This is a genomic window from Methylobacterium sp. 22177 (genome assembly GCF_052045615.1).
In the GTDB taxonomy this organism is placed as follows: Bacteria; Pseudomonadota; Alphaproteobacteria; order Rhizobiales; family Beijerinckiaceae; genus Methylobacterium; species Methylobacterium radiotolerans.
The window spans coordinates 347,120-370,419 of record NZ_JBQEPK010000001.1 but is presented as its reverse complement, the minus strand read 5'-3'; the positions used below and the strand labels follow the sequence as shown (position 1 = coordinate 370,419).

Below are 23,300 nucleotides of genomic sequence, written 5' to 3'. Positions count from 1 at the left end.
TCATGCACGCCTCAAACGTCCAGATTCGCGACGCTCAGTGCGTTCTCCTGGATGAACTCGCGCCGCGGCTCGACGACGTCGCCCATCAGCTTCACGAACAGGTCGTCGGCGTCGGTGACGTCCTTGACCCTGACCTGCAGCAGCGAGCGCACGTCGCGGTCCAGGGTGGTCTCCCAGAGCTGCTGGGCGGTCATCTCGCCGAGGCCTTTGTAGCGCTGGAGCTGCAGGCCCTTGCGGCCGAAGGCCATGACGGCCTCGAACAGGGCCACGGGCCCGTGGAGCACGGTCTCGTCGGACTTCCGCATGAGCGTGGCCGGCTCGCCGTAGATCTCCCGGAAGGCGTCGGCTCGCTCGGATAGGCGCCGGGCCTCCTGCGAGGTGATCAGGCCGGCGTCGAGGATCGAGACCTGGCGGACGCCCCGGAGCGTCCGGCTGAGGCGATAGCCGCCCTCGAACGACTCGCCCTGCCAGCCGCGCTCGATCTCGTCCGCGATGGCGTCGAGCCGGCGGGCGGTCATGTCGGCCAGCACCTCGGCCTCGCCCGCCCGCGACGCCGCCTCGGCATCGAAGGCCCCGGCGAGCACCGCCTGCTCGACCACGGAGCGGTCGTAGCGCGTGTGCAGGCCCTGCAGGATGCTCCGGAACGTCCGGGCCTCCTCGACGAGGCTCTTGAGCTGCGCGCCGGCGAATTCCGCGCCGGATGAGAGGCGCAGGACAGCGCCCTCGGTGCCCTGGTCGATCAGGTAATCCTCGAGGGCGCGCTCGTCCTTCAAGTAGATCGCCCGGCGGCCGCGCTCGGCCTTGTAGAGCGGCGGCTGAGCGATGTAGAGGTGGCCGCGCTCGATCAGCTCCGGCATCTGCCGGAAGAAGAAGGTCAGCAGCAGCGTGCGGATGTGCGAGCCGTCCACGTCCGCGTCCGTCATGATGATGATGCGGTGGTAGCGCAGCTTCTCCGGGTTGAAGCCCTCCCGGTCCGTGGAGGAGCGCCCGATCCCGGCGCCCAGCGCCGTGATCAGGGTGCCGATCTCGGCGGAGGACAGCATCCGGTCGGCGCGCACCCGCTCGACATTCAGGATCTTGCCGCGCAGCGGCAGCACGGCCTGGAAGGTCCGGTCGCGGCCCTGCTTGGCCGAGCCGCCGGCGGAGTCGCCCTCCACCAGCAGGATCTCGCACTTGGTCGGGTCGCGCTCCTGACAATCGGCGAGCTTGCCGGGCAGCGAGGCGATGTCGAGCGCGCCCTTCCGGGTCACGGTCTCGCGCGCCTTGCGGGCGGCCTCGCGGGCGGACGCCGCCAGGACGACCTTGCCCATCACCGACCGCGCCTGGCTCGGATTTTCCTCCAGCCACGTGGACAGGCCCTCGTTGAGGACGTTCTCTACGGCCGGGCGCACCTCGGACGAGACGAGCTTGTCCTTGGTCTGCGACGAGAATTTCGGGTCCGGCACCTGCACCGAAATCACCGCGGTGAGGCCCTCGCGGCAATCCTCGCCGGTCAGCGAGACCTTCTCCTTCTTGGCGATGCCCGAAGACTCGGCGTAGCCGGTGACCTGACGAGTCAGGGCCGCGCGGAAGCCGGCCATGTGGGTGCCGCCATCCCGCTGCGGGATGTTGTTGGTGAAGGGCAGGACGGTCTCGTTGAACGAGTCGTTCCACCAGAACGCGACCTCGACGCGAATCCCGTCGCGCTCGGAGCTGACGACCACGGGGCTGGTCATCCCGTCGATCGGCTTGCGGGAGCGGTCGAGGTACCGGACGAAGGCCTCGATGCCGCCCTCGTAATAGAGCTCCTCGCGCTTCTTCTCGGCGTGCCGGGCGTCGGTCAGGACGATGCGGACGCCGGAATTGAGGAAGGCGAGCTCGCGCAGCCGCTTCTCCAGCGTCGCGTAGTCGAACTCGATCATCGTGAAGGTCTCGGTCGAGGGCAGGAAGGTGACTTCCGTGCCGCGCCGGCCGTTCCCGGGTCCGATGACCTCCAGGGGCGCCACGGCGTCGCCGTGGCGGAACTCCATCGCGTGCTCCTTGTCGTTGCGCCAGATGCGCAGGCGCAGCCACGACGACAGGGCGTTCACCACCGAGACGCCGACGCCGTGCAGGCCGCCGGAGACCTTGTAGGAGTTCTGGTCGAACTTACCGCCGGCGTGCAGCTGGGTCATGATGACCTCGGCCGCCGAGACGCCCTCCTCCTTGTGGATGTCCACCGGGATGCCGCGCCCGTTGTCGGAGACGGTGCAGGAGCCGTCGGCATTGAGGGTCACGGTGACGAGGTCGGCGTGGCCCGCCAGCGCCTCGTCGATGGCGTTGTCCACCACCTCGTACACCATGTGGTGGAGGCCTGAGCCGTCGTCCGTGTCGCCGATATACATGCCGGGCCGCTTGCGGACGGCGTCGAGGCCCTTCAGCACGCGGATGGATTCCGCGCCGTAGACGGCGGGCTCGGTCTGGGGGGTGTCGGCCATGAACTTCCTCGGGCAGGCGGGCCTGATCGCGGCGGTGGCAGATGCGCCGTCGGGCGCCCGCGCCTGAACTCTCGCTTGGTCCGCCTGATATAGGGGTTCCGCGTTGAGATTGCACGATTTTACGGGTCCGCAGTTGGCCCGTCCCGTCGCTTTTGTGACGCCCGCCGCTTAACGCTGCGTTAGCCCTCGATGCCGCCCGCGCTCGCCGCATCCAGGCGGTCGATCGCCTCGGGCGCGAGGGTCAGCCGGACGGCGCCGAGGAGCTCGTCGAGCTGCGCCACCGAGGTGGCGCTCGCGATGGGCGCGGTGATGCCCGGGCGGGCGATGATCCAGGCGAGCGCCACCTGGGCCGGGCTGGCGCCGCAAGCCTGCGCGACCGCGTCGAGGACGTCGAGCAGCGCGAGGCCGCGCGGGTTGAGGTACTTGGCCACCCGATTCTCGCGCGCGCGCCCCGCCGCGTCCCGGGCGCTCCGGTACTTGCCGGTGAGGAAGCCGGCCGCCAGGGAGAAATAGCCGATCACGCCGATCTGCTCGGCGCGGCAGAGCGGCTCCAGCTCGGCCTCGTAGCCGCGCTGGGCGAGGCTGTAATCCGGCTGGAGGCACTCGTAGCGCGGCAGCCCCGCTGAGGCCGCGATGCCCAGCGCCTCCGCGAGCCGCGCCGCCGTGTAATTCGAGGCGCCGATGGCCCGGACCTTGCCGGCCGTGATCAGGCGCTCGTGTGCCCTGAGGGTCTCCTCCAGCGGCACCGTCGCGTCGTCGAGATGCGACTGGTAGAGGTCGATCCGGTCAACCCCGAGGCGCCGCAGCGAGGCCTCGCAGGCCCGCTCGATATGGGCCGCCGAGAGGCCCTGGCCGGCCCCACCCAGATCCATGCCGACCTTGGTCGCCAGCACGATCCGGTCGCGCGCACCCGGCCGGGCCGCGAGCCACTTGCCGATCACCGTCTCGGACTCGCCCCCGACGTGGCCGGGGGCCCAGCGCGAGTAGACGTCGGCGGTGTCGATGAAGTCGAAGCCGCTCTCGACGAACCGGTCGAGGATCGCGAAGGACGCGGCCTCGTCGGCCGTCCAGCCGAAGACGTTGCCGCCGAGGCAGAACGGCGCGACCGTCAGGTCGGAGCGGCCGATGCGGCGCCTGTCCATGCGCGTCAATCCTGCAGGAAGGGGTTGGACACGCGCTCCGCGCCGAGGGTGCTGGTCGGTCCGTGGCCGGGAATGAAGGCGACGTCGTCGCCCAGCGGCAGGACCTTCTCCTTGATGGCGTGGATGAGCTGCTCGTGGTTGCCGCCGGGCAGGTCGGTGCGGCCGACCGAGCCCTTGAACACCACGTCGCCGACGAGGGCGAAGCGCGCGTCCCGGCTCACGAACACGACGCTGCCGGGCGAGTGGCCGGGGCAGTGGAGGATGTCGAAGGCGAGCCCGCCGACCGTTACGGCATCGCCCTCGTCGAGCCACCGGTCGGGTGTGACGGGTCGGGCGGCGCCGAGGCCGTAATTGGCCGCCGTCTCGGGCAGGGAATCGAGGAGGAACTTGTCGGCCTGATGCGGACCCTCGATCGGCACGCCGAGGCGCTCGCGCAGCTCGTCGGCGCCGGCGGCGTGATCGACATGGCCGTGGGTCAGCAGGATCTTCTCAACAGTGACGCCCTGCTCGCGGATCGCCGCCTCGATCCGGTCGAGATCGCCGCCGGGATCGACCACGGCGCCGACCTTGGTCGCGTCGTCCCAGATCAGGGTGCAGTTCTGCTGGAAGGGCGTCACCGGGATGATCCCGGCGCGTGGCGTACCTGGCATGTCGTCCCGCGTGTTGGCAGCGTCGCTCCCGACGCTCTCGGCCCGAGTCTACCGCAGAACGCGGGTGGGCGGCACCCTGTGCGAGACGCTCAGGCCACGTCGCCCCTGTGGCGGCGCAGGCCGTCGTGAAGCGCCAGCGTTTCGGTCATGCCGAGCGCCCGCGAGCTCCAGCGGGTCTCCACGGCGTTGACCTGCGTGAACCGGTCGTGGGACCGTCCGCCATAGGCCCCGAACAGGGTTTTCCCCGCCTCGACGGTCCCGTCGCCGCGCGCCGTCTCGTCCGGCCGGTCGATCCGGTAAGACGGCGTCGGCGATCGGCCGGTCACGCCGATCCGCACCCAGGCGTCGCCGTAATGCTTCTGGCACATCCGCATGGTGACGAGCACCTGGCGCAGGTAGTCCTCACCGTCGGCGAGGTCCGGCAGGACGTCGGCGATCGTCGCGTCCGGGGGGTAGTGCTTCGTCCGGGCCATGTCCCACCTCTCGGAGGTGTCCTACCGTGTCGGCCGGCCGAGGGCGAGCCGGGCCCCGGTTTCCCTCACGCCGGCCGCCGCTTCAGCAGCGCGTCGAGCCCGCCGACGCGGAACCAGTGGTAGCCGTACCCTTCCATGAACAGGCAGTGGCGGCCGTCCTCACCGACCTCGCTGCGCGAGCCGGTGAGCACGTCGACGAGGATGTCGTGCTCCGGATCAGGGGATCCCGACGCCATCGCGACCTCGACGGGCTCCGGCGCGAGGTTGTGGACGCACAGGATGGCGTTGCCGCGCCATTCGTAGCGCAGTGCCAGGACCGAGGGGCGCCCCGTCTCCATCGCGACGACGTCGCCCCAGCCAATCTCCGGCGCCTCCTTGCGCTGCCGGATCATGCTCTGCATCCAGTTGAGCAGCGAGCCCTCCTCGTGGCGCTGATCGGCGACGTTCACGTGCGCGTAGCCGTAGGGCCCGTGATCGATCAGCGGCAGCACGGTCCGTTCGGCCGTCGAGAAGCCGCCCTGGTGCTCGCTCGTCCACTGCATCGGTGTGCGGGCGCAGTCGCGCTCGGGCAATGCCAGCTCGTCGCCCATCCCGATCTCGTCGCCGTAGCGCAAGACCGGCGTTCCCGGGAGGGTGAACATCAGCGAGTAGGCGAGCCGGATGCGGCGCGGGTCGCCCGCCAGCATCGGCGCGAAGCGGCGACGGATGCCGCGGTCGTAGAGTTGCATCCCCTTCTCGGGGCCGAAGGCGTCGAACACGCTCTGGCGCTGCTTGCCGGTGAGGCGCCCCAGGTCGAGCTCGTCGTGATTCCGCAGGAAGATGCCCCACTGGCAGGAGAGCGGACGGGGCTTCGTCTGCTCGATCGCCTTGACCAGGGGCCGGGCATCGTGGGCCGCCAGGGCGTAGAAGGTCGCCTGATTGACCTGGAAATTGAACATCATGTGCATGCGGTCGGCGTCGTCGCCGAAATAGTCGAGGTCCTGCTTCGGCAGGATATTGGCCTCGGCCAGGATGATGGCGTCGCCCTGGCGCCACTGGAGGAACTCGCGCAGGTCGCGGAGCATCTCGAACTGCTCGCGAGGCTTGCCGCCGACATGGGCGCCCTTCTCGGCGATGACGAAGGGCACCGCGTCCATGCGGAAGCCGGAGACGCCGAGCTGGATCCAGAAACCCATGATCTTCAGGATCTCGGCGAGCACCTCCGGATTGGCGGTGTTGAGATCCGGCTGGAAGTTGAAGAAGCGGTGGAAGTACCACGCCTTGGCCTTCGCGTCGTAGGTCCAGGTGGTCTCCTGCACGCCCGGAAAGACCATGCCCTCGTCGGCGGTCGCCGGCCGCTCCTTCGACCAGACGTACCAGTCGCGGTAGGGCGAGTCCGGGTCGGACCGCGCCGACTGGAACCACGGGTGCTGGTCGGAGGTGTGGTTGACCACGAGGTCGATGAGGACGCGCAGGCCCCGCTGCTTAGCGGCGTGCGCGAAGGCGACGAAGTCTCCGAGCGAGCCGTAATCCGGATCGACGCCGTAATAGTCGGCGATGTCGTAGCCGCCGTCCTTCTTGGGCGAGGGCTGGAACGGCATCAGCCAGACCGCGGTGGCGCCGAGTCCCTGGATGTAGTCCAGGCGTCGCTCGAGTCCGGCGAAGTCCCCGATGCCGTCGCCGTTGGCGTCCATGAAGGTGCCGACCGACAGGCAGTAGATGATCCCGTTCTTGTACCACAGGTCGTTGATCATGGGCCCCCCGGCGTCGTCGCGCCTGACGAACGTGGGAGCCGGCCAAAGCGTTGCCGTTCGGCGTCACCTTAAATCAGCCGCGTTGTGCACGCCCTGTTCAGGCGCGCTCCCGAAAGGTCCGCGCCCGCCCCGTCGCGTCCCCCGAACCCGGCCCGTATGAACGCCATCCTGATCAAGCTGTTCGCGACTGCCCTGACGCTGAGCCAGGTCACGACACGGCCGGACGCGGTCCGGACGCAGTTCGATCCCGCGACGGACGGCCCGGAGGTGGTGCGCCTGTTGCGCGACGGCTGCGCCCACATGCGCAAGGCGTTCGACATCGAGGACATCAATCTCGATGAGTTGATCACCACCGCGATGGAGGATCCGTCGACGGTCGCCGGGCCGGCCGCGCCGAAGATCCTGCACGGGCTCGATCTGAACGAGCTGAACACGAGCTACAAGCAGTTCTGCAAGGGCGAGAACCCGGCGAACTCGCCCTTCGACGCGAAGGCGGTGATCGAGTTCTACGACAACGCCACCAAGGACCTGCCCAGCGCCGAGGCCCTGCGCGACAAGGCCCTGCCGGGCATGACCCGGATCCTCGACGGCGCCGGCAAGCCCTTCGCGGAGGCGTCGGAGCCGAACGGCCGCCGCATCGTGGTGCCGATCACCGCCGTCCCGAACCTCGTGCAGAAGGCCTTCATCGCCGCCGAGGACAAGCGCTTCGAGACCCATCACGGCATCGACGAGCGCGGTGTGATCCGCGCCTTCATCGCCAACCTCGCCTCGCCGGGGCGGCCTGCGGGCGGCTCGACCATCACCCAGCAGGTGGTCAAGAACCTCTCGGTCGGCGACGACGTCACCTACGAGCGCAAGATCCGCGAGATGATCGTTGCGTCGCGTCTGGAGCGCATCCTCACGAAGCCGCAGATTCTCGGGCTCTACCTCAACGGCATCTATCTCGGCCGCGGCGCCTACGGCATCGAGATGGCGGCGCAGAGCTATTTCGGGAAGCCGGTGGGACAGCTGACCCTGCCGGAGGCGGCGCTCCTCGCCGGCATGCCCAAGGGGCCGAACTTTTACAGTCCCGACAAGTATCCCGACCGGGCACGGGAGCGGCGCGCCTACGTGCTCGCTCGCCTCAAGGAAGAGGGCACGATCACCGAGGCCGAGATGAACGCGGCGATCAAGGCCGATCTCGGCCTGAAGCCGATCGAGACCGCGCGGCGCGATTCCGGCTTCTACGTGGTGGACTTCCTCAACCGGGAGGCCCGCACCTTCGCGGGGGTGGATTCGCTGACTTCCGGCTCCCTGACCGTCCGCTCCACGATCAACGCGGGCCTGCAGCGCGCCGTCGAGGAGGCCCTGCAGGACGGCCTCGCCAACTACGAGCGCGGCACCGGCCGGCAGGTCTTCACGGGGCCCGAACTCAACCTCGCCGACAGCGTCCGCCGGATCCAGGCCGCGACCCCGGCACCGGAGGCCTCCGCCTCGGCCGCGCCGGCCGTCACCGGCGCGCGGCCGGAGGCCGCGAAACTCGACGCCAAGCCGGACGCGAAACCGCGCCGCGGTGAGAGGGTCGCGGCCGTGCCGCAGAAGAAGCCGGCGTGGCTGCTGGCGCTGGAGAGCGCCCGTCCGGTGCTCTACGACGTCCACTGGCCGCTGGCGGTGGTACTGGAGACCGGCCGCGGCGGCACGAAGGTCGGCCTGGCCGACGGCCGCACCGCCTTCCTCGACCCCGGCATCGCCCGCGGAAAGCTGCAACTCTACGACGTGGTCCGGGTGAAGATCAGTGCCGGCAAGGGCGGCCCGCGCGCGCAGCTTCGCGTCCGGCCGACCGTCCAGGGCGCGGCCCTGGTGATGGAGAACCGGACCGGCCGGATCCTCGCGATGGCCGGCGGTTTCTCCTATCCGCTGAGCCAGCTCAACCGGGTCACCCAGACGGTGCGCCAGCCCGGCTCGACCCTGAAGCCGCTGACCTATCTCGCCGCGCTCAACGCCGGGCTGCAGCCGAACACCCTGGTGATGGATTCCGCCGTGACCCTGCCGCCGATCGGTGGGACCGGCGATTCCTGGTCGCCGAAGAACTACGAGGGCGGCGGCTCGGGACCCACGACCCTCCGGCGCGGCCTCGAATTCTCCAAGAACCTCGTCACCGCCCGGCTCCTCCAGGGCGGGATCGCCCCGAAGGCACCGGCGAGCCTGAAGCGGGTCTGCGACATCGCCCTCGAGGCGCAGATCTATGCCGAGTGCGAGCCCTACTATCCGTTCGTGCTCGGCGCACAGCCGGTGCGGATGCTCGACCTCGCGGGCTTCTACGCGGCGGTGGCCAACGAGGGCGCGCGTCCGGCCCCCTACGCGCTCGAGTCGGTCGAGCGGGACGGCAAGCCCCTCTACACGCACGCGATCAAGGAGCCGGTGCGTATCGCGTCGGCGGACCGTGTGGCGTTCTACCAGCTCAAGACCATGCTGCAGGGCGTGACCCAGCACGGCACCGCCGCGGCGCTCGCGAAGGTCTCGGCCTACGTCGCGGGCAAGACCGGCACCTCCGAGAACGAGAACGACGCGTGGTTCGCCGGGCTGACCAACGAGATCAGCGTCGTGGTCTGGGTCGGCTACGACAACGCCGACGGCACCCGCAAGACGCTCGGCCGCGGCCAGACCGGCGGCCACGTCTCGGTGCCGATCGCCTCGGCGATCCTGCAGGCGGCCTGGGCGAACGGCGTCGCCAAGACGCCGCTGCGAGGCCCCTCCCCCGAGGCGCGCCCGTTCATCGCCGACCTGCCGATCGACCCGCGCAGCGGTGTGCGGGTCGCGGGCGGCAGCTTCCTCGAGCATTTCCGCACCAGCGGCGACGGGCAGATGGCGGACACGCAGTACCGCCTCGTGCCCCGCGAGACGCTCTACGCCATGCGGCCCGACGCGCAGGACGGCGATCTCGCGGGCGCCGACGACGGCGCGAGCGTCGCCGGCGACTACTACGGCAACATGACCGGCGAGCGGCCGCGGGCCGACTTCCTGGATCCGTTCGGCGAGCGTCCCGCGCCGCGCAGCCGCCGCGCGCAGGGCGATGTGGATCTCTACGGGCAGGATCCCTACAAGCCGTGGCCGGGGCAGACGAGTCGCTCGCCCTTCGGCGGGGATGACGACGTGCGCCGCCCGCGCCGCCGCGATCCCGACTACCTGTTCGGCGAAGACCCCGGTTACTGACAGCCCTCCCCGACAGACGAGAATCCCGTTGCGCCAGCAGCTTCCCGCGGCCCTGGCGGCCGCCCTCACGGTCGCGCTCCCGGCCACCTCGGCCCGCGCTCAGACGCCCGCCGCCAACACCGCCCCGGCGCCCGGGCCGGAGCGGATCAAGGAGGTGCCCTCCGTCACCGCCGTCGATCCGGCAGCGATCAAGCCGGGCCAGATCCTGTTCACCGACCACCGCGACAACCCGTCGGCGCCGGAGAACGGCCTGATCCCGTATCTCGACTGGCTGAAGGCGCGGCCGGCTGAGGCGGCGGCGCTCGCCCCCTATCCCGGCTACAAGGAGCCGGACTACACCGTGACGGTGAACGGCGTGACGAAGCCGCGGCACGAGACCCTGAAGGTCTACGTCGCCGAGGGACGCTTCGTCGTCCCGCGACCGCCCGAGGCGATCGACCTCCAGGCCTTCGCCAACCTCGCCTTCGTCCAGAAAATGGATCCGGCGATCAAGCACCACACCCTGGCGGTCGCCGACGTGACCCCCAACAAGGATCCGGCCGCCGCCTTCGCCAAGCGGCCCGACCGCGCGTGGTGCGAGGGCGCGGGCGCCTGCATCGAGTCGCGCTACGACCTGGAGGGCAAGCTGCCGCTGGGCGTGAAACTCGCCAACAAGCTGGAGGAGGGCTCGGCCAAGAAGATCGCCGAGTTCGTCTCGTTCCAGAGCGAGCTGCGGGTGCTCGGGCCGGACCAGGGCGACCGGCTCAGGGCGCTCACGAAGATCGATACCGCGGTGACCGGCGGCCTGGAGCAGACGATCTTCTGGGTCAACCAGATCCTGCGCTTCGGCAAGTTCCTGGCCGTGCTCCAGCCGATGCCGAACGACCCGACCAAGACGGTGGTCACCGCCTACATGGCGCTGGCGATCAAGGGCGACGTGCTCGACCGCAAGGCAGAGTACGCCCGCGTGCCCGTGCTCAAGAACCTGCTCCCGGCGCAGGTGCTGATGGGTAATTCCAGCTTCAACACCGGCAATTCCATCAGCGCCGGCCTGCCGGTCTACGCCCGCAACCGGATCGCCACCTTCGCGGACGCGCTCACCAAGCGGTGACGCGCCGCGCGCCTCACATTCCGCGGTTGCCGATCGTCGGCAGCGTCGGCTGGGTGTAGGCGCGGTTCACGTCGCGGCGGGTCTGCGTGCCGTTGGTGTTCCCGGACGCCCGGTAGTTGTCGAGGTTGAAGGTCTCGGCGAGGCCGCTGCGGGTATCCGGGCCCTCGCTGGTGGTGCAGGCGCAGAGGCCGCCGAGGGTCAGCGCGGAGAGGGCGAGAAGGGTCAAGCGCATCGTCGATCCTGAAAGCGGGCCGTGGCCGGGCCGTACCCGGCGACGGCCGGACCGAACCCTCACGGGGCGTCTGGCGGCATGGTCAGCGCGGCGGAGCGTCCGTCAAGGTCGCGCGCGAGATGTAAATCGGTTCTGCCGTCTCCGATGCGCAGCGGCCACGGAAAATGCACCACACGCCGGGATTGCGGCGGATAGGGGCGGTCATTCGTGTTGAGTCCGGTCCTCTCCCCCTGGCGAATCCCGGTCGTTTCGGGCGACAACCCACGCGATGAGCAACGTCTTGCCCTTCCGTCCGCGCCCGACCGTCACGCGTCTCGCTCGCTGCGAAGTTGTGACCGTGGCCGGTGATCTCCTCGCCCTGCTGGAGCAGCTCGAGGATGTGAGCGCCCGCGCCGCCGCGATGGGGCGTCCGGCGATCGAGGTCGAGCGCACCGTGCAGCACCTCCTGGATGCGGTGAGCGCCGTCGAGCGCGCGCTCGACTGCATCGGCGAGGGCGAGCAGTCGGCGCCGGGCTAGCCCGCGTTCTCCGTGCCCAAACGCGCCGCGATGGCGTCGTCGGAAGCGTCGAATCCTGCACCATCGGGCCACTGCCCGTCGTTCCTGAGCAGACTCTAAATCATCCGGAACCCTCCAGTACGCCTTGCGGTTGAGGGTCGGATGCTCACGTCGGGCGTCGGTTCCGGAGGGTGCTATGAGGCTTCGCACGAGCAGCTTGCTGGCCGTCATGGCGGCCGGCAGTCTCCTCGCCGGAACGGCGATGCGCGCCCAGGCCGCTGAGGTCGGCTTCCTCGAGATGCTGTTCGGCGCCCGGCCGCCCGCGCAGCAGGCCCAGCCGGCCCCTGCCCCGGCGCCCGCCTTCGAGGGCCGCGCCTTCGGCCGCCACGCCACCCCGCGGCTCGGGGCGGCGCGCCGACGTTTCCAGACCCGCTACGCGGCGCTCCCGCTCAAGATCCGCGTGAAGGAGCGGGAGATCAGCGAGCGCCAGACGCCCATCGACATGAAGGCCGGCGCGACGGCGGCGCTCCTCAAGGATGAGACGCTGCGGCCCGGTGACATCGTGGTTCTGAATACCGGTGCCCGGGTCTTCACCGGGAATCCCGAGAAGCGCCACGCGATCCGGGACTTCGAGCCGGTTCAGAACTCGCGCTTCGTGAGCCGGGGCACGCGGAAGGTCCTGGCGGGCCTGTTCACGCCGGTCGGTGCGGTGCCCGCGCAGGAGGCGCGCCGGATGATGGCGCGCGCGCGTCAGCCGATGCCCGAGGTGGCGACGCCGATCCCGGCGCAGAAGACCGCCATGCGGGTCATCAACCCGTGGCAGAGTGGCCAGTGACCGTCGGGGCGCCGCTCAGAAGAATCGTTCCTTGATGACGATCGTGTCACCCGGTCGGACCGCGTAGGTCATCGGCACGATCCCGGAGATCAGCGAGCCGCCGGCATCGCGGGTCAGGACAGCGTAGTCCCGCGCGGCCCGGGGGCCGAAGCCGGCCGCGATCGCGACCGCCGTCTCGACGGTCATGCCGTTCACGAACGGGTACTGGCCGGATGTCGTGACCTCCCCGAGGATGTAGAACGGCCGGTAGGCGTCCACCTCCACGGTGACGTGCGGCTCGCGCACGTATCCGGCGGCCAGCTTCGTCTCGATCGCCTTGGCGGCCTGCGCGGTGGTCTGGCCGCCGACCTGCACGGTCCCGATCAGCGGCATGGCGATGCGCCCGGCGCCGTCGACCGCGTAGATGTTGGACAGGTTGTCCTGGCCGAACACGATCACCCGCAGCTTGTCGCCGGCCGCCAGCGTGTACCGCGCCGCGATCGAGCCCGTGCCGGTGGCATCGAGCTGATCGGTGCGGAAGCTCGGTCGCAGGCAACCGCCGAGCGCCAGAGTCGAGCCGAGTGCGAGGAGCAGAGCGCGCCGGTTCATCACCATCGCCGTCATGGATGCAGTTGCGGGATGATCTAGGCCGTTAAGGTTAATGAACCTTGATCGCCGTTCGGCCGGCATTGCCCCGCCACCGGTCCCCGCGCGCCTTAACTCTTGAGCAACCTTAACATCCACTAATGGCGGCGGGACGGCAGTAATGCCTGTTCGGTTTGTCTCCGCGTTCAGAGCGTCCGCATGTCCACGATCCGTCAGCGCTCGATCTATGCCGTACCCGGACCCCTGCCGCGCGCCGAGGAAGGCCTCGGCCTCGCGCAGCTGCCGCGGATCCTGCGGCGCTCGATCGGCTGGATCGTCGGGCCGACCCTGGTGGTTGCCCTGGGCGCGAGCGTCTTCGTCAACGTGGTCAGCCCCCGCTACACCGGCGAGGCGAAGGTTCTCCTCGAGAGCCGCGACCCGGCCTTCGCCCGGACCGCGCAGGAGCGCGGCGACCAGCTTGCACCGATCGACGAGCAGGCGGTGGCGAGCCAGGTGCAGGTGGCCATGTCCCGCGATCTCGCCCGCGAGGCGATCCGCCGGCTCAAGCTCGTCGGCAACGCCGAGTTCGATCCCGGTGCGGGCAGCATCGGCGCGGTTCAGCGCGTTCTGATGATGCTCGGCATCGGCGCCAATCCTCTCGACCGCCCCGCAGAGGACCGGGTGCTCGACGCCTATTTCGATCACCTGCTGGTCTATCCCGCCGGCAAGTCGCGGATCCTGACGATCGAGTTCCGCGCGAAGGACCCGAAGCTCGCGGCCGAGGCCGCCAACACCATCGCGAAGCTCTACATCGGCTCGCTCGAAGCCGATAAGGTCGACACCGCCCGGTACGCCTCCACCTGGCTCGGCGGCAACATCGACGGGCTGCGCAACCGCGTCGCCGAGGCCGAGGCCAAGGTCGAAGCGTTCCGCGCCAGGAACGGCCTCGTGGGCAGCACCGGCGTTACCGGCCGGCCGCTCAACGCCCAGCAGCTCGGCGAATTGTCGAGTCAGCTCTCCGCGGCGCGGAGCCTGAAGGCCGACCTCGACGGCAAGGTGAAGGCCATCAAGGATCTGATCAAGGACGGGCGCGCCTTCGAGATCCCCGACGTCGCCAACAACGAGGTGATCCGCCGGATCGTCGAGAACCGGATCGCCGTGCGCGCGCAGCTCGCCCTCGAGTCGCGGACCCTCCTGCCGGCCCACCCGCGGATCAAGGAGCTGAACGCCCAGCTCGAGGACCTCGACGCGCAGATCAAGGCCTCGGCCGAGCGCGTCGTGCGCACGATGGAGAACGATGCCAAGATCGCCGGGGCCCGAGTCGAGAGCCTCCAGGCCGCCGTGGACGGCCAGCAGGACGTCGTCGTCCGCGGCAACGCCAGCGAGATCCAGCTCCGGGCGCTGGAGCGCGAGGCGAAGGCGCAGCGCGAGCAGCTCGAGTCCTATCTCGGCCGCTATCGCGAGGCGGCGGCGCGCGACGGCGAGGCCGCGACGCCCGCCGATGCCCGCATCGTGTCCCGCGCCGTGACGCCCGAGCTCCCGTCCTTCCCGAAGAAGCTGCCGATCGTCGCCTTCGCGACCCTGCTGACGCTCATGCTGTCGGTCGGCGGCGTCATCGCCAGCGCGCTGCTCGCGGAGTCCGGCCGCCCCGCCGGCGACCGCGACGGCGACCCGGCGGACGATCGCCGCCGCCGCGAGCCGGTGCTGGATCGGCCGTCCTTCACCTTCCCGGAAGCGACGCCGGCCGCGCACTGGTCCGAGCCTCCGCGGACGGCCGCCGAGACGGCGCCCGTCGCGCCGACGGCGATCCGCAGCGCCGACACGTTCGATCTCGCGCCCCTCGTCGCCCGGATCGCGGCGGAGCCCCGCACCCCGGAGGCGCAGGCCGGTCGCCGGATCCTGATCGTCGAGACCGAGGATCGACGCGGCGTCCCGACGCTTCCCGAGGCCCTGACCCGCGCCCTGGGTCGCGAGGGTAGCCTCGTCGCGGTCGACCTGAACCTGCCGCACGACGGTACGGCAGGGCTCGGCTTCTCCGACCTCGTCGCCGGCGAAGCCGCCTTCCTCGACGTGATCCAGGCACGCCGGGACAGCGGCTATCACCGGATCGAGGCGGGCTTGCAGGATTCCGCCGTCCTCTTCGACGAGTTGGATGCTCTGGCGCTGACCTTCGAGGCCATGGCCGAGGCCTACGACTGGGTGATCTGCCGGCTCTACGCCGCGCCGCGGGCCGTCGACCTCCTCGAGCTGGTCGCCGGTTTCATGGACAGCGTCGTCATCGCGTCGAACGCCGATGCCGAGGATCCGGCGCTGGCCGACCTGTACGCCTTGGCCGAGGAGGCCGGTGCGGGGCAGATCCTAGTGGCGCAGGATCGTGCCGCCGCATCCGAGGTCGCGGACGCCCGGGCGGAATTGCGCCTCAACGCCGCCTAGGCCGGGACGCCGGTCACGATCGGCGCAGAGTGCGGAGCCGTTTCAGGAGGGCGTAGAGGCGCGGGTCCCGCTTGATCCGCCGCTTCGTGCGGTTCAGGCCGCGGCGGAGCGCACCGTAGATCCGGCCCCGGAGGGTGACCGGAATGATCGTCTCGACGAGGCCGATCGTCTCGTCGCAGATGCTGGCTTTGTAGCGGGCCTCACCGACGCCGAGGTCGAAGCCCTGCCGGCCGCGCGCGGTCTGGTCGCGCACCAGGTGCTGGAGCAGCAGGTCACCGGGGCTGTAGCGAGCGATCTCGGGGTCGCCGTCGAACGCCGTCATCATGCCGCTGAAGCGCCGCTCACTGACGGCGCCGCCGAAGGTCGCGAGGACGCGACCGCTCTCGGCGAGGCACAGGGCGTACAGCTCCACCGCGGGTTCGGCGCCGGTCGCCGCGGCCGTCAGGAAGGCCCGGATCGCGGGGTCGGCGTAGGGGTCGGACACCCCCATGCCGGCGAAGCGGGCCGATTTCTGCGCGAAGAACGCCGCCAGCAGGCGCCCCGCCTCGTCGGCGGTCTCGGCGCGGCGGTAGGTGATCGCGCCGTGCGCCTCCACGAGGCGCTTCTCCTTGGACCGCAGCTTCTTGCGGGCATCCGCGCTGAAGACCCGGCGTACGGTCGCCTCAGGGTCCGGCCCGAGCATGAGGCCGTAGGCGTCGCTGGCCTCCGCCTCGCCGCTAGCGGCGAGCGGGTTCGCCGCCCCGTCCCACATCCGGGGCTGATGCTTCAGGGCGAAGGCGTCGATCCCGTCCGCGCGGCCGGCGCGGATCAGGGCCGCGACGATGCTGCCGGGCGCGATGGCCGCCGCGCCGCGAGTGGCGAAGAGCGGCAAGTGATAATTGGCGTGGGTGTCGCCGACCGTGCGCGCGAGGCGCAGGCCGTGCTCCCGCTGAAGCGTGAACGGGATGAGGATGCGTGGCCGGCCGTCCGCGTCCCGCAGGACCGCGACGCGCGCGCGTTCGGCCTGCCCCGTCGCCCGCAGGTAGGCGCCGATCCAGTCGAACCGCTGGTAGGGTGTGCCGAGGCTCGCCGGATCGGCCTCGAGGCGCCGCCAGAGCGCCTCGGCCGCGGCGAGGTCCGGCATGATCTCCGCGACGAGCCCCCCGGCGATGCGCGTATCGACCATGTCCGTTCCCGTTACTTGGACGCCGACCGCCATGACCCGATCTCCCGGGGACCGCTCACGGTCCCGTGGCGCCCCAACCCTGACGGGAGGCGACTGAACAGCCCGTGACTTCAATCGACGATGGTATGATCCCGGTGCCGGATGGTCCGGCAAAGCTCAGTCGTGGCTAATGACAGCTTGCGATGAGCGCCGCTGCGCGTGCTTTCGGGTTTGTTTACTCCGGCACGCCAAGGCTGTGCCGCGCTGGGCCTCGGGCCCGAACGGTTCAGGGCCATGCTGTCGTCGCGTGCCAAGCATCGGGTCTTCGCGTCGGGCTTCCGCGCGATCCAGGCGCTGGGGGCAGACCGCTGGCTCAGCCCCGCGGCCCGCGGCCTCGGCGTGATCCTCACGTTCCACCACGTCAGCCCCGACCCGGTGCCGGCCTTCGCGCCGAACCGGCTGCTCGGCATCACCCCGGACTTCCTCGACCTCACCCTGCGCGAGCTCGACGCCCGCGGCTTCGAGATCATCGGCCTGGATGCGGTGCCGGAGCGGCTGGCCGAGCCGGATTACGGACCGCCCTTCGCCGTCCTGACCTTCGACGACGGCTATCGCGACAACGTCGTGCACGCCCGTCCCGTGCTGGCCCGCCACGGCGCGCCGTGGACGCTGTTCGTCACCAGCGGCTTCGCCGATCAGGCCGGCCGGCTGTGGTGGGTCGAACTGGAGCGGGCGATCGCGCGGCTGGACCGGGTGCGCATCGAGATCGGTGCGCGGAGTCTCGACCTTCCGGCGCGCAGCCCGCAGGAGAAGGCGCTGGCGTTCGAAGCTCTGTACCGCGACCTGCGCCACGGCGACGAGGCGGACCTCCTCGAGCGGATCGCCGCCCTCTGCCGGCAGGCCGGCTTCCCGCCGGGGCGCCTCGCCGCCGATCTGTGTCTGTCCTGGGACGAACTGCGCGACCTCGCCGTCGACCCGGCCGTCACCGTGGGCGCGCACACGGTCAGCCACCCGATGCTGGCCAAGCACGCCGCCGCGTTCGCATCGCGCGAGATCGCCGAGGGGCGCGCGCGGATCGAGACGGAACTCGGCCGACCGGTGCGACACCTCTCCTACCCGGTCGGAGACCCGTCTTCCGCCGGCCCGCGGGAATTCGCGCTGGCGCGGGAGATGGGCTTCGCGACGGCGGTGACCACGCGGCCGGGCCACCTCTTCGCCGAGCATGCCGGCCATCTCCAGGCCCTGCCCCGGGTGTCGGTGAACGGCTGCCACCAGACGCGCGCCGCCCTCGCCGGACTGCTCTCCGGCGTCCCGTTCCTGGCCTGGAACCGGGGGCGTCGCCTCAACGTCGCCTGAAGCGACGACGCGCTCGCGACGGCTTCAGCGGAACAGCGCGTCGAACAGGTTCTGCGGCTGCTGCTGCGGCGGCGGGGCCGGCGCCGGGCCCTCGTTCGACGGGAAGAACTTGCGCGAGGGCTTCTGGCGGGGCTGCACCGGCACGCCGCGCGGCGCCTCCACGTCGACCTGGCCGTTGGCGTTGAGCTGCTGGGCGGTCTTGGTCGCGTCCTTGCCGGGGCGCTTCGCCTTCTCGGGCTTGGCCGCCACGGCCGGGACGTCCTCCTGCTCCTTGGCCTCGGCGATCACGTCGCTGCCGCCCTTACAGTCGACCAGCCAGACGTCGTAGATCGGGTGTTCGATCGCGTGGAGGCCGGGGCTCGACGCGAACATCCAGCCGGTGAAGATGCGGCGGTACTTGTTGTCGAGGGTGACCTCGTCGACCTCGAGGAACGCCGTGGTCTTCGCGCTCTCGGTGGGCGGTCGCGTGTAGCAGACCCGCGGGGTGAGCTGCAGGGCGCCGAACTGCACGGTCTCGTCGACCGCAACCTCGAAATTGACGATCCGGCCGGTGATCTTGTCGAGCCCGGAGAACACCGCGGTCGGGTTCTTGATCTTGTCGGCAGCGGCGGGGCCGGCGCAGACGAGGAGCGCGAGGCTCGGGGCGAGCGCGCGGCGTGCGAGGGCGGTGATGCGGCTCAAGGCTCGGACCCCTAGACGAGGGTGGCCGGCCGCGCCAACGGCTGCGCGGCGGACGATCAGGATTGGCCCGTCATGAACACCGGAACGGTGGCGGCAAAAGGGCGCCCGGCCCGAGGCGGCGCGCGGACCTACTCGCCCGGCGTCCAGGACACGTAGTCGCCGGTCGCTGCCGGCCGCTGGCCCCAGGAGAGCTGCGAGCCCGCCGGCCGGTACGCGTTCGCGGTGCCGGTCTGGTTCTCGATATGCGGCTTCTGCCACGCCTTCGGCTGGTACTTCTCCTCGCTCGGCGCGACGTCGACGTTGTGGCAGAGCCAGCCCCGCCAGCCGGGGGGCACCTTCGAGGCGTCGGCGTAGCCGTTATAGACGACCCAGCGGCGCTCCGAGCCCACCGAGCGGTCGATCAGCGCACCTTCCGCCTTGTAGTACTTGTTCCCGAACTCGTCCTCGCCGACGAAGATGCCGGTGCGGGCGGTCTGGAGCGCGACGGAGACGGTCTGACCGTTCCACCACGTGAAGATGCGCAGCAAAGTGTCCTTCAGCGCCATCGCCGGTCCCGGAATCGTGCCGCGCCGCGAGGGCGCTCGTCGGCGCCGTTATGGTGACCGCGCGCGTGCGAGTCCAGCCGCATGACGGAAGTGTCGCTGCCGGGCAACGCTCGACCGCGGTTTCGGCCCCCGGGTCCGGCTGTTCGCCAGGTCCGCTCCCTAGGGTTGTGAATCTAAAATTTTCCCGATCCGATTCCCGAAAGCCGGAAGGACACTTATCCCGGTCCGGGACGATATCCACAGACTTTTGCGAGCCGGCACAACATCTAGCGGGGAACAAGCCCGCCGAACACCACTTGTTGACGTGAGAGTGAAGGCGGCGGTAATCTCCCTGCATCGGTCGCGCCCCGCGGAAGTGGTGCGTTGGGCAGGGGCGACCGTTCCTAATTTTCGTTCGCGGGACCGGGGCACGTCTCTCAGCCGGGCGTGGTCGGCCGCGAATCCCACTATCGGGCTAGACCCCGCGTCGCGCGGGGCCGGGACGTTCGCGTCCCGTCGGGAGAGGTGTGTTTCATGCGGTTCGAGCGTCGCTACACCACGGCCGGACAATCGCCCTACGCCGGGATCCCTTTCCGCAAGGCGCTGAGCGAGATCCGCAACCCGGACGGCTCGGTGGTGTTCCGCCTCGACGGCATCGACGTGCCGGAGAGCTGGAGCCAGGTCGCGAGCGACGTGCTCGCGCAGAAGTACTTCCGCAAGGCGGGCGTCCCGGCCCGTTTGCGCAAGGTCGAGGAGAACGCGGTTCCGTCCTTCCTGTGGCGCTCCGTTCCGGACGACGCCGCCCTGGCGGAACTCCCCGAGGACGAGCGCTTCGTCTCCGAATCCTCCGCCACACAGGTCTTCGACCGGCTCGCGGGTTGCTGGACCTACTGGGGCTGGAAGGGCGGCTACTTCTCCTCGGAGGAGGACGCCTCGGCCTTCATGGACGAGCTGCGTTTCATGCTGGCCCGCCAGATGGTGGCGCCCAACTCGCCGCAATGGTTCAACACCGGCCTTCACTGGGCCTACGGCATCGATGGACCGAGCCAGGGCCACTACTACTGCGACCCGCAGACCGGCGTGCTGACCAAGTCGGCGTCGGCCTACGAGCATCCGCAGCCGCATGCCTGCTTCATCCAGTCGGTCCAGGATGACCTCGTCAACGACGGCGGCATCATGGACCTGTGGGTGCGTGAGGCGCGCCTGTTCAAGTACGGCTCGGGCACCGGCTCCAACTTCTCGATGCTGCGCTCGGAGAACGAGAAGCTCGGCGGCGGCGGCAAGTCGTCGGGCCTGATGAGCTTCCTCAAGATCGGCGACCGGGCGGCGGGCGCCATCAAGTCGGGCGGGACCACGCGGCGCGCCGCCAAGATGGTGATCGTGGATATCGACCACCCGGACATCGAGGCCTTCATCGACTGGAAGGTGAAGGAGGAGCAGAAGGTCGCCGCCCTGGTGACGGGCTCGAAGGTCGTCTCCAAGCACCTGACGCTGGTGATGAAGGCCTGCACGCAGTGCGAGGCGGAAGGGGATGCCTGCTTCGATCCGGAGCGCAACCCGGCTCTCAAGCGCGAGATCAAGGCCGCCCGCCGCGCCTCCGTGCCGGATTCCTACATCAAGCGCGTGGTGCAGTTCGCGCGCCAGGGCTTCACCAAGATCGAGTTCCCCGTCTACGACACCGACTGGGATTCGGAGGCCTACCTCACGGTCGCCGGCCAGAACTCCAACAACTCGGTCTCGCTGACCGACGACTTCCTGCGCGCCGTCGAGGCGGATGCCGACTGGCAGCTCACCGCCCGCACCACCGGGAAGGTCACTAAGACCCTCAAGGCCCGTGACCTGTGGGAGCGGATCGGCGAGGCCGCCTGGGCCTCGGCGGATCCGGGCCTGCACTTCAACACGACGATGAACGACTGGCACACCTGCCCGGCGGGCGGGCGGATCCGGGCCTCGAACCCGTGCTCCGAGTACATGTTCCTCGACGACACCGCCTGCAATCTCGCCTCGGCGAACCTGCTGACGATGTACGATCGCGAGACCAAGCGCTTCGACGCCGAGGCGTTCGAGCACCTCAACCGCCTCTGGACGGTGGTGCTCGAGATCTCCGTGATGATGGCGCAGTTCCCGTCGAAGGAGATCGCGGAGCTCTCCTACCGCTACCGGACGCTCGGCCTCGGCTACGCCAATATCGGCGGCCTGCTGATGACCATGGGCCTGCCCTACGATTCCGACGCGGGTCGGGCCCTGGCCGGCGCGCTCACGGCGATCATGACGGGTGTCGCCTACGCGACCTCGGCCGAGATGGCTTCGGAGCTCGGCACCTTCCCGGCCTATGAGGAGAATGCCGACGCGATGCTGCGCGTCATCCGCAATCATCGCCGGGCCGCGCACGGCGAGGCCGAGGGCTACGAGTTCCTGAACGTCGCGCCGGTCGCCCTCGACCACGCCAACATCCCGCAGGCGGATCTGGGTGACCACGCCCGCGCCGCCTGGGACCGGGCGCTGAAGCTCGGCGAGGAGCACGGCTACCGCAACGCCCAGGCCACCGTGATCGCGCCGACCGGCACGATCGGCCTCGTGATGGATTGCGACACCACCGGCATCGAGCCGGACTTCGCCCTGGTGAAGTTCAAGAAGCTCGCCGGCGGCGGCTACTTCAAGATCATCAACCAGGCCGCGCCGGACGCCCTGCGGGCGCTCGGCTACCGCGAATCCGAGATCGCCGAGATCGAGGCCTACGCGGTCGGCCACGGCTCGATGGGTCAGGCGCCGGGCATCAACCCGACGACGCTGCGGGCCAAGGGCTTCACCGACGAGAAGATCGCCGCGGTGGAGAAGGGCCTGAAGTCGGCCTTCGATATCAAGTTCGTGTTCAACCGCTGGACGCTGGGCGACGATTTCCTGACCCAGACCCTGAAGGTCCCGGCGGAGAAGCTGTCGGACCCGACCTTCGAGCTGCTGCCGTTCCTTGGCTTCTCTAAGAAGGACATCGAGGCCGCCAACACGCACATCTGCGGAGCGATGACGCTGGAGGGCGCTCCGGGCCTGAAGCTCGAGCACTACCCGGTCTTCGACTGCGCCAATCCGTGCGGCCGGATCGGCAAGCGCTACCTGTCGGTCGAGAGCCACATCCGCATGATGGCGGCGGCGCAGCCCTTCATCTCGGGCGCGATCTCCAAGACCATCAACATGCCGAACGACGCCACGGTGGAGGATTGCAAGGCAGCCTACCTGCTGTCCTGGCGCCTCGCCCTGAAGGCGAACGCCCTCTACCGCGACGGCTCGAAGCTGTCGCAGCCGCTCAATTCGGCCCTCATCTCGGATGACGATGACGAGGCCGATGAGGGGATCGAGGCCCTGATCCAGGCGCCGGCCGCCGCCAAGGCCGCCGCCGCCGCGGAGAAGATCGTCGAGCGGGTGATCGAGCGCGTCGAGCGAATCCGCTCCCGGGAGAAGCTGCCGGCCCGCCGGAAGGGCTACACCCAGAAGGCGGTGGTGGGCGGCCACAAAGTCTACCTGCGCACCGGCGAGTACGACGACGGCCGCCTCGGCGAGATCTTCATCGACATGCACAAGGAGGGCGCGACCTTCCGGAGCCTGATGAACAACTTCGCCATCGCGATCTCGCTGGGCCTCCAGTACGGCGTGCCGCTGGAGGAGTACGTGGAGGCCTTCACCTTCACGCGGTTCGAGCCGGCCGGCTTCGTCCAGGGCAACGACGCGATCAAGAACGCGACCTCGCTCCTCGACTACGTGTTCCGCGAGCTGGCAGTCTCGTATCTCGGCCGCGCCGATCTCGCCCATGTCAGCCCCGCCGAGATCGGCGGCACGGTGATCGGCGGCGGCGAGAGCGGCGATACGACCCGCGAGGGTCCGAAGCCGGCGCCGGCCTCCTCGGTCGTCTCCCGCGGCCTGCTGCGCGGCTCGGCCGACCGGCTCACCCTGATCCAGGGCGGCCCGGCCGGCGCTAGCCTCGGCGTGGGTGCGGCGAGCGCCGGACAGTCGGCTCCGGCCGGCGGTACGGTCCACGCGATCCGCGGCAGCGCGGCGCTGAAGGCGGAGCCGGCGACGGCCGGTCAGGCCGAGACGATCGCCGACACCCTCCCCTTCGCCAAGGCCGAGCGGAGCGTCGCCGACCGCCGCGCGGAGGCGAAGATGAAGGGCTACGTCGGCGAGGCCTGCCCGGAATGCGCGAACTTCACGCTGGTCCGCAACGGCACCTGCCTGAAGTGCGACACCTGCGGTTCGACGACAGGGTGCTCCTGAGCCCCTGACACTTCGAGCCTGAAGCGGCGGGCG

At 70.0% G+C, this 23,300-nt stretch carries 17 protein-coding genes; 7 read left to right on the top strand and 10 right to left on the bottom strand.

Annotation, left to right across the window (positions count from 1 at the left end; all coding sequences use genetic code 11):
- Window positions 1-11 precede the first annotated feature (11 nt).
- The 5 genes from gyrB to ACTJK8_RS01725 all read right to left on the bottom strand — a co-directional run bounded on the left by gyrB (window position 12) and on the right by ACTJK8_RS01725 (window position 6,454).
- On the bottom strand, window positions 12-2,456 hold the full coding sequence (gyrB, locus tag ACTJK8_RS01745) for a DNA topoisomerase (ATP-hydrolyzing) subunit B (protein ID WP_012317341.1): 2,445 nt from the start codon (window positions 2,454-2,456) through the stop codon (window positions 12-14).
- Window positions 2,457-2,635: 179 nt separating this feature from the next.
- Window positions 2,636-3,598 (bottom strand): aldo/keto reductase, encoded by a 963-nt coding sequence (locus tag ACTJK8_RS01740; RefSeq protein ID WP_024827729.1) that lies wholly within the window; start codon window positions 3,596-3,598, stop codon window positions 2,636-2,638.
- A gap of 5 nt (window positions 3,599-3,603) precedes the next feature.
- Complete coding sequence (locus ACTJK8_RS01735; protein WP_012317339.1) at window positions 3,604-4,248, bottom strand: MBL fold metallo-hydrolase; 645 nt, start codon at window positions 4,246-4,248, stop codon at window positions 3,604-3,606.
- An 89-nt stretch (window positions 4,249-4,337) separates the two neighbouring features.
- Window positions 4,338-4,721: a hypothetical protein gene (locus ACTJK8_RS01730; protein ID WP_012317338.1), complete on the bottom strand. Its 384-nt coding sequence runs from the start codon at window positions 4,719-4,721 to the stop codon at window positions 4,338-4,340.
- A gap of 65 nt (window positions 4,722-4,786) precedes the next feature.
- Window positions 4,787-6,454, bottom strand: coding sequence for an alpha-amylase family protein (locus ACTJK8_RS01725; RefSeq protein ID WP_024827731.1), 1,668 nt, complete (start codon window positions 6,452-6,454; stop codon window positions 4,787-4,789).
- A 156-nt stretch (window positions 6,455-6,610) separates the two neighbouring features.
- Here ACTJK8_RS01725 and ACTJK8_RS01720 point away from each other — a divergent pair, with 156 nt between their 5' ends.
- On the top strand, window positions 6,611-9,646 hold the full coding sequence (locus ACTJK8_RS01720; protein ID WP_440761420.1) for a penicillin-binding protein 1A: 3,036 nt from the start codon (window positions 6,611-6,613) through the stop codon (window positions 9,644-9,646).
- A gap of 28 nt (window positions 9,647-9,674) precedes the next feature.
- Window positions 9,675-10,736: a hypothetical protein gene (locus tag ACTJK8_RS01715; protein WP_024827733.1), complete on the top strand. Its 1,062-nt coding sequence runs from the start codon at window positions 9,675-9,677 to the stop codon at window positions 10,734-10,736.
- Between the two features lie 13 nt (window positions 10,737-10,749).
- Here the strand turns inward: ACTJK8_RS01715 and ACTJK8_RS01710 are convergent, their stop codons facing one another.
- On the bottom strand, window positions 10,750-10,968 hold the full coding sequence (locus ACTJK8_RS01710) for a hypothetical protein (RefSeq protein WP_012317334.1): 219 nt from the start codon (window positions 10,966-10,968) through the stop codon (window positions 10,750-10,752).
- 268 nt (window positions 10,969-11,236) lie between these two features.
- On the opposite strand from ACTJK8_RS01710, the gene ACTJK8_RS01705 reads away from it, so the two are divergent.
- On the top strand, window positions 11,237-11,485 hold the full coding sequence (locus tag ACTJK8_RS01705; RefSeq protein WP_012317333.1) for a hypothetical protein: 249 nt from the start codon (window positions 11,237-11,239) through the stop codon (window positions 11,483-11,485).
- Between the two features lie 175 nt (window positions 11,486-11,660).
- Window positions 11,661-12,299, top strand: coding sequence for a hypothetical protein (locus ACTJK8_RS01700; protein ID WP_058606466.1), 639 nt, complete (start codon window positions 11,661-11,663; stop codon window positions 12,297-12,299).
- Between the two features lie 15 nt (window positions 12,300-12,314).
- Here ACTJK8_RS01700 and ACTJK8_RS01695 read toward each other — a convergent pair whose 3' ends face one another.
- The gene (locus ACTJK8_RS01695; protein WP_024827735.1) at window positions 12,315-12,893 is read right to left on the bottom strand and encodes a polysaccharide biosynthesis/export family protein; all 579 of its coding nucleotides are present in this window, start codon (window positions 12,891-12,893) and stop codon (window positions 12,315-12,317) included.
- A gap of 189 nt (window positions 12,894-13,082) precedes the next feature.
- Between ACTJK8_RS01695 and ACTJK8_RS01690 the strand changes: the two genes are divergently transcribed.
- The gene (locus ACTJK8_RS01690) at window positions 13,083-15,296 is read left to right on the top strand and encodes a GumC family protein (RefSeq protein ID WP_440761419.1); all 2,214 of its coding nucleotides are present in this window, start codon (window positions 13,083-13,085) and stop codon (window positions 15,294-15,296) included.
- A 13-nt stretch (window positions 15,297-15,309) separates the two neighbouring features.
- Here the strand turns inward: ACTJK8_RS01690 and ACTJK8_RS01685 are convergent, their stop codons facing one another.
- Window positions 15,310-16,461, bottom strand: a complete 1,152-nt coding sequence (locus ACTJK8_RS01685) for a GNAT family N-acetyltransferase (protein ID WP_234741264.1) — start codon at window positions 16,459-16,461, stop codon at window positions 15,310-15,312.
- 273 nt (window positions 16,462-16,734) lie between these two features.
- Between ACTJK8_RS01685 and ACTJK8_RS01680 the strand changes: the two genes are divergently transcribed.
- The gene (locus ACTJK8_RS01680) at window positions 16,735-17,796 is read left to right on the top strand and encodes a polysaccharide deacetylase family protein (RefSeq protein ID WP_029358503.1); all 1,062 of its coding nucleotides are present in this window, start codon (window positions 16,735-16,737) and stop codon (window positions 17,794-17,796) included.
- Between the two features lie 24 nt (window positions 17,797-17,820).
- On the opposite strand, the gene ACTJK8_RS01675 is transcribed toward ACTJK8_RS01680, so the two are convergent.
- Both ACTJK8_RS01675 and ACTJK8_RS01670 read right to left on the bottom strand, forming a co-directional pair.
- Window positions 17,821-18,477 (bottom strand): DUF2155 domain-containing protein, encoded by a 657-nt coding sequence (locus tag ACTJK8_RS01675; RefSeq protein ID WP_012317327.1) that lies wholly within the window; start codon window positions 18,475-18,477, stop codon window positions 17,821-17,823.
- A gap of 128 nt (window positions 18,478-18,605) precedes the next feature.
- Complete coding sequence (locus tag ACTJK8_RS01670) at window positions 18,606-19,022, bottom strand: NADH:ubiquinone oxidoreductase subunit NDUFA12 (protein WP_012317326.1); 417 nt, start codon at window positions 19,020-19,022, stop codon at window positions 18,606-18,608.
- Between the two features lie 513 nt (window positions 19,023-19,535).
- On the opposite strand from ACTJK8_RS01670, the gene ACTJK8_RS01665 reads away from it, so the two are divergent.
- On the top strand, window positions 19,536-23,267 hold the full coding sequence (locus ACTJK8_RS01665; protein ID WP_029358504.1) for a vitamin B12-dependent ribonucleotide reductase: 3,732 nt from the start codon (window positions 19,536-19,538) through the stop codon (window positions 23,265-23,267).
- The last annotated feature ends 33 nt before the right edge of the window (window positions 23,268-23,300 follow it).

What these genes read in the sequence shown, in the direction of transcription:
- gyrB (WP_012317341.1), bottom strand. Translation starts at nt 2,456, where the DNA reads ATGGCCGACACCCCCCAGACCGAGCCCGCCGTCTACGGCGCGGAATCC.
- ACTJK8_RS01740 (WP_024827729.1), bottom strand. Translation starts at nt 3,598, where the DNA reads ATGGACAGGCGCCGCATCGGCCGCTCCGACCTGACGGTCGCGCCGTTC.
- ACTJK8_RS01735 (WP_012317339.1), bottom strand. Translation starts at nt 4,248, where the DNA reads ATGCCAGGTACGCCACGCGCCGGGATCATCCCGGTGACGCCCTTCCAG.
- ACTJK8_RS01730 (WP_012317338.1), bottom strand. Translation starts at nt 4,721, where the DNA reads ATGGCCCGGACGAAGCACTACCCCCCGGACGCGACGATCGCCGACGTC.
- ACTJK8_RS01725 (WP_024827731.1), bottom strand. Translation starts at nt 6,454, where the DNA reads ATGATCAACGACCTGTGGTACAAGAACGGGATCATCTACTGCCTGTCG.
- ACTJK8_RS01720 (WP_440761420.1), top strand. Translation starts at nt 6,611, where the DNA reads ATGAACGCCATCCTGATCAAGCTGTTCGCGACTGCCCTGACGCTGAGC.
- ACTJK8_RS01710 (WP_012317334.1), bottom strand. Translation starts at nt 10,968, where the DNA reads ATGCGCTTGACCCTTCTCGCCCTCTCCGCGCTGACCCTCGGCGGCCTC.
- ACTJK8_RS01705 (WP_012317333.1), top strand. Translation starts at nt 11,237, where the DNA reads ATGAGCAACGTCTTGCCCTTCCGTCCGCGCCCGACCGTCACGCGTCTC.
- ACTJK8_RS01700 (WP_058606466.1), top strand. Translation starts at nt 11,661, where the DNA reads ATGAGGCTTCGCACGAGCAGCTTGCTGGCCGTCATGGCGGCCGGCAGT.
- ACTJK8_RS01695 (WP_024827735.1), bottom strand. Translation starts at nt 12,893, where the DNA reads ATGGTGATGAACCGGCGCGCTCTGCTCCTCGCACTCGGCTCGACTCTG.
- ACTJK8_RS01690 (WP_440761419.1), top strand. Translation starts at nt 13,083, where the DNA reads ATGTCCACGATCCGTCAGCGCTCGATCTATGCCGTACCCGGACCCCTG.
- ACTJK8_RS01685 (WP_234741264.1), bottom strand. Translation starts at nt 16,461, where the DNA reads ATGGTCGATACGCGCATCGCCGGGGGGCTCGTCGCGGAGATCATGCCG.
- ACTJK8_RS01680 (WP_029358503.1), top strand. Translation starts at nt 16,735, where the DNA reads ATGCTGTCGTCGCGTGCCAAGCATCGGGTCTTCGCGTCGGGCTTCCGC.
- ACTJK8_RS01670 (WP_012317326.1), bottom strand. Translation starts at nt 19,022, where the DNA reads ATGGCGCTGAAGGACACTTTGCTGCGCATCTTCACGTGGTGGAACGGT.
- ACTJK8_RS01665 (WP_029358504.1), top strand. Translation starts at nt 19,536, where the DNA reads ATGCGGTTCGAGCGTCGCTACACCACGGCCGGACAATCGCCCTACGCC.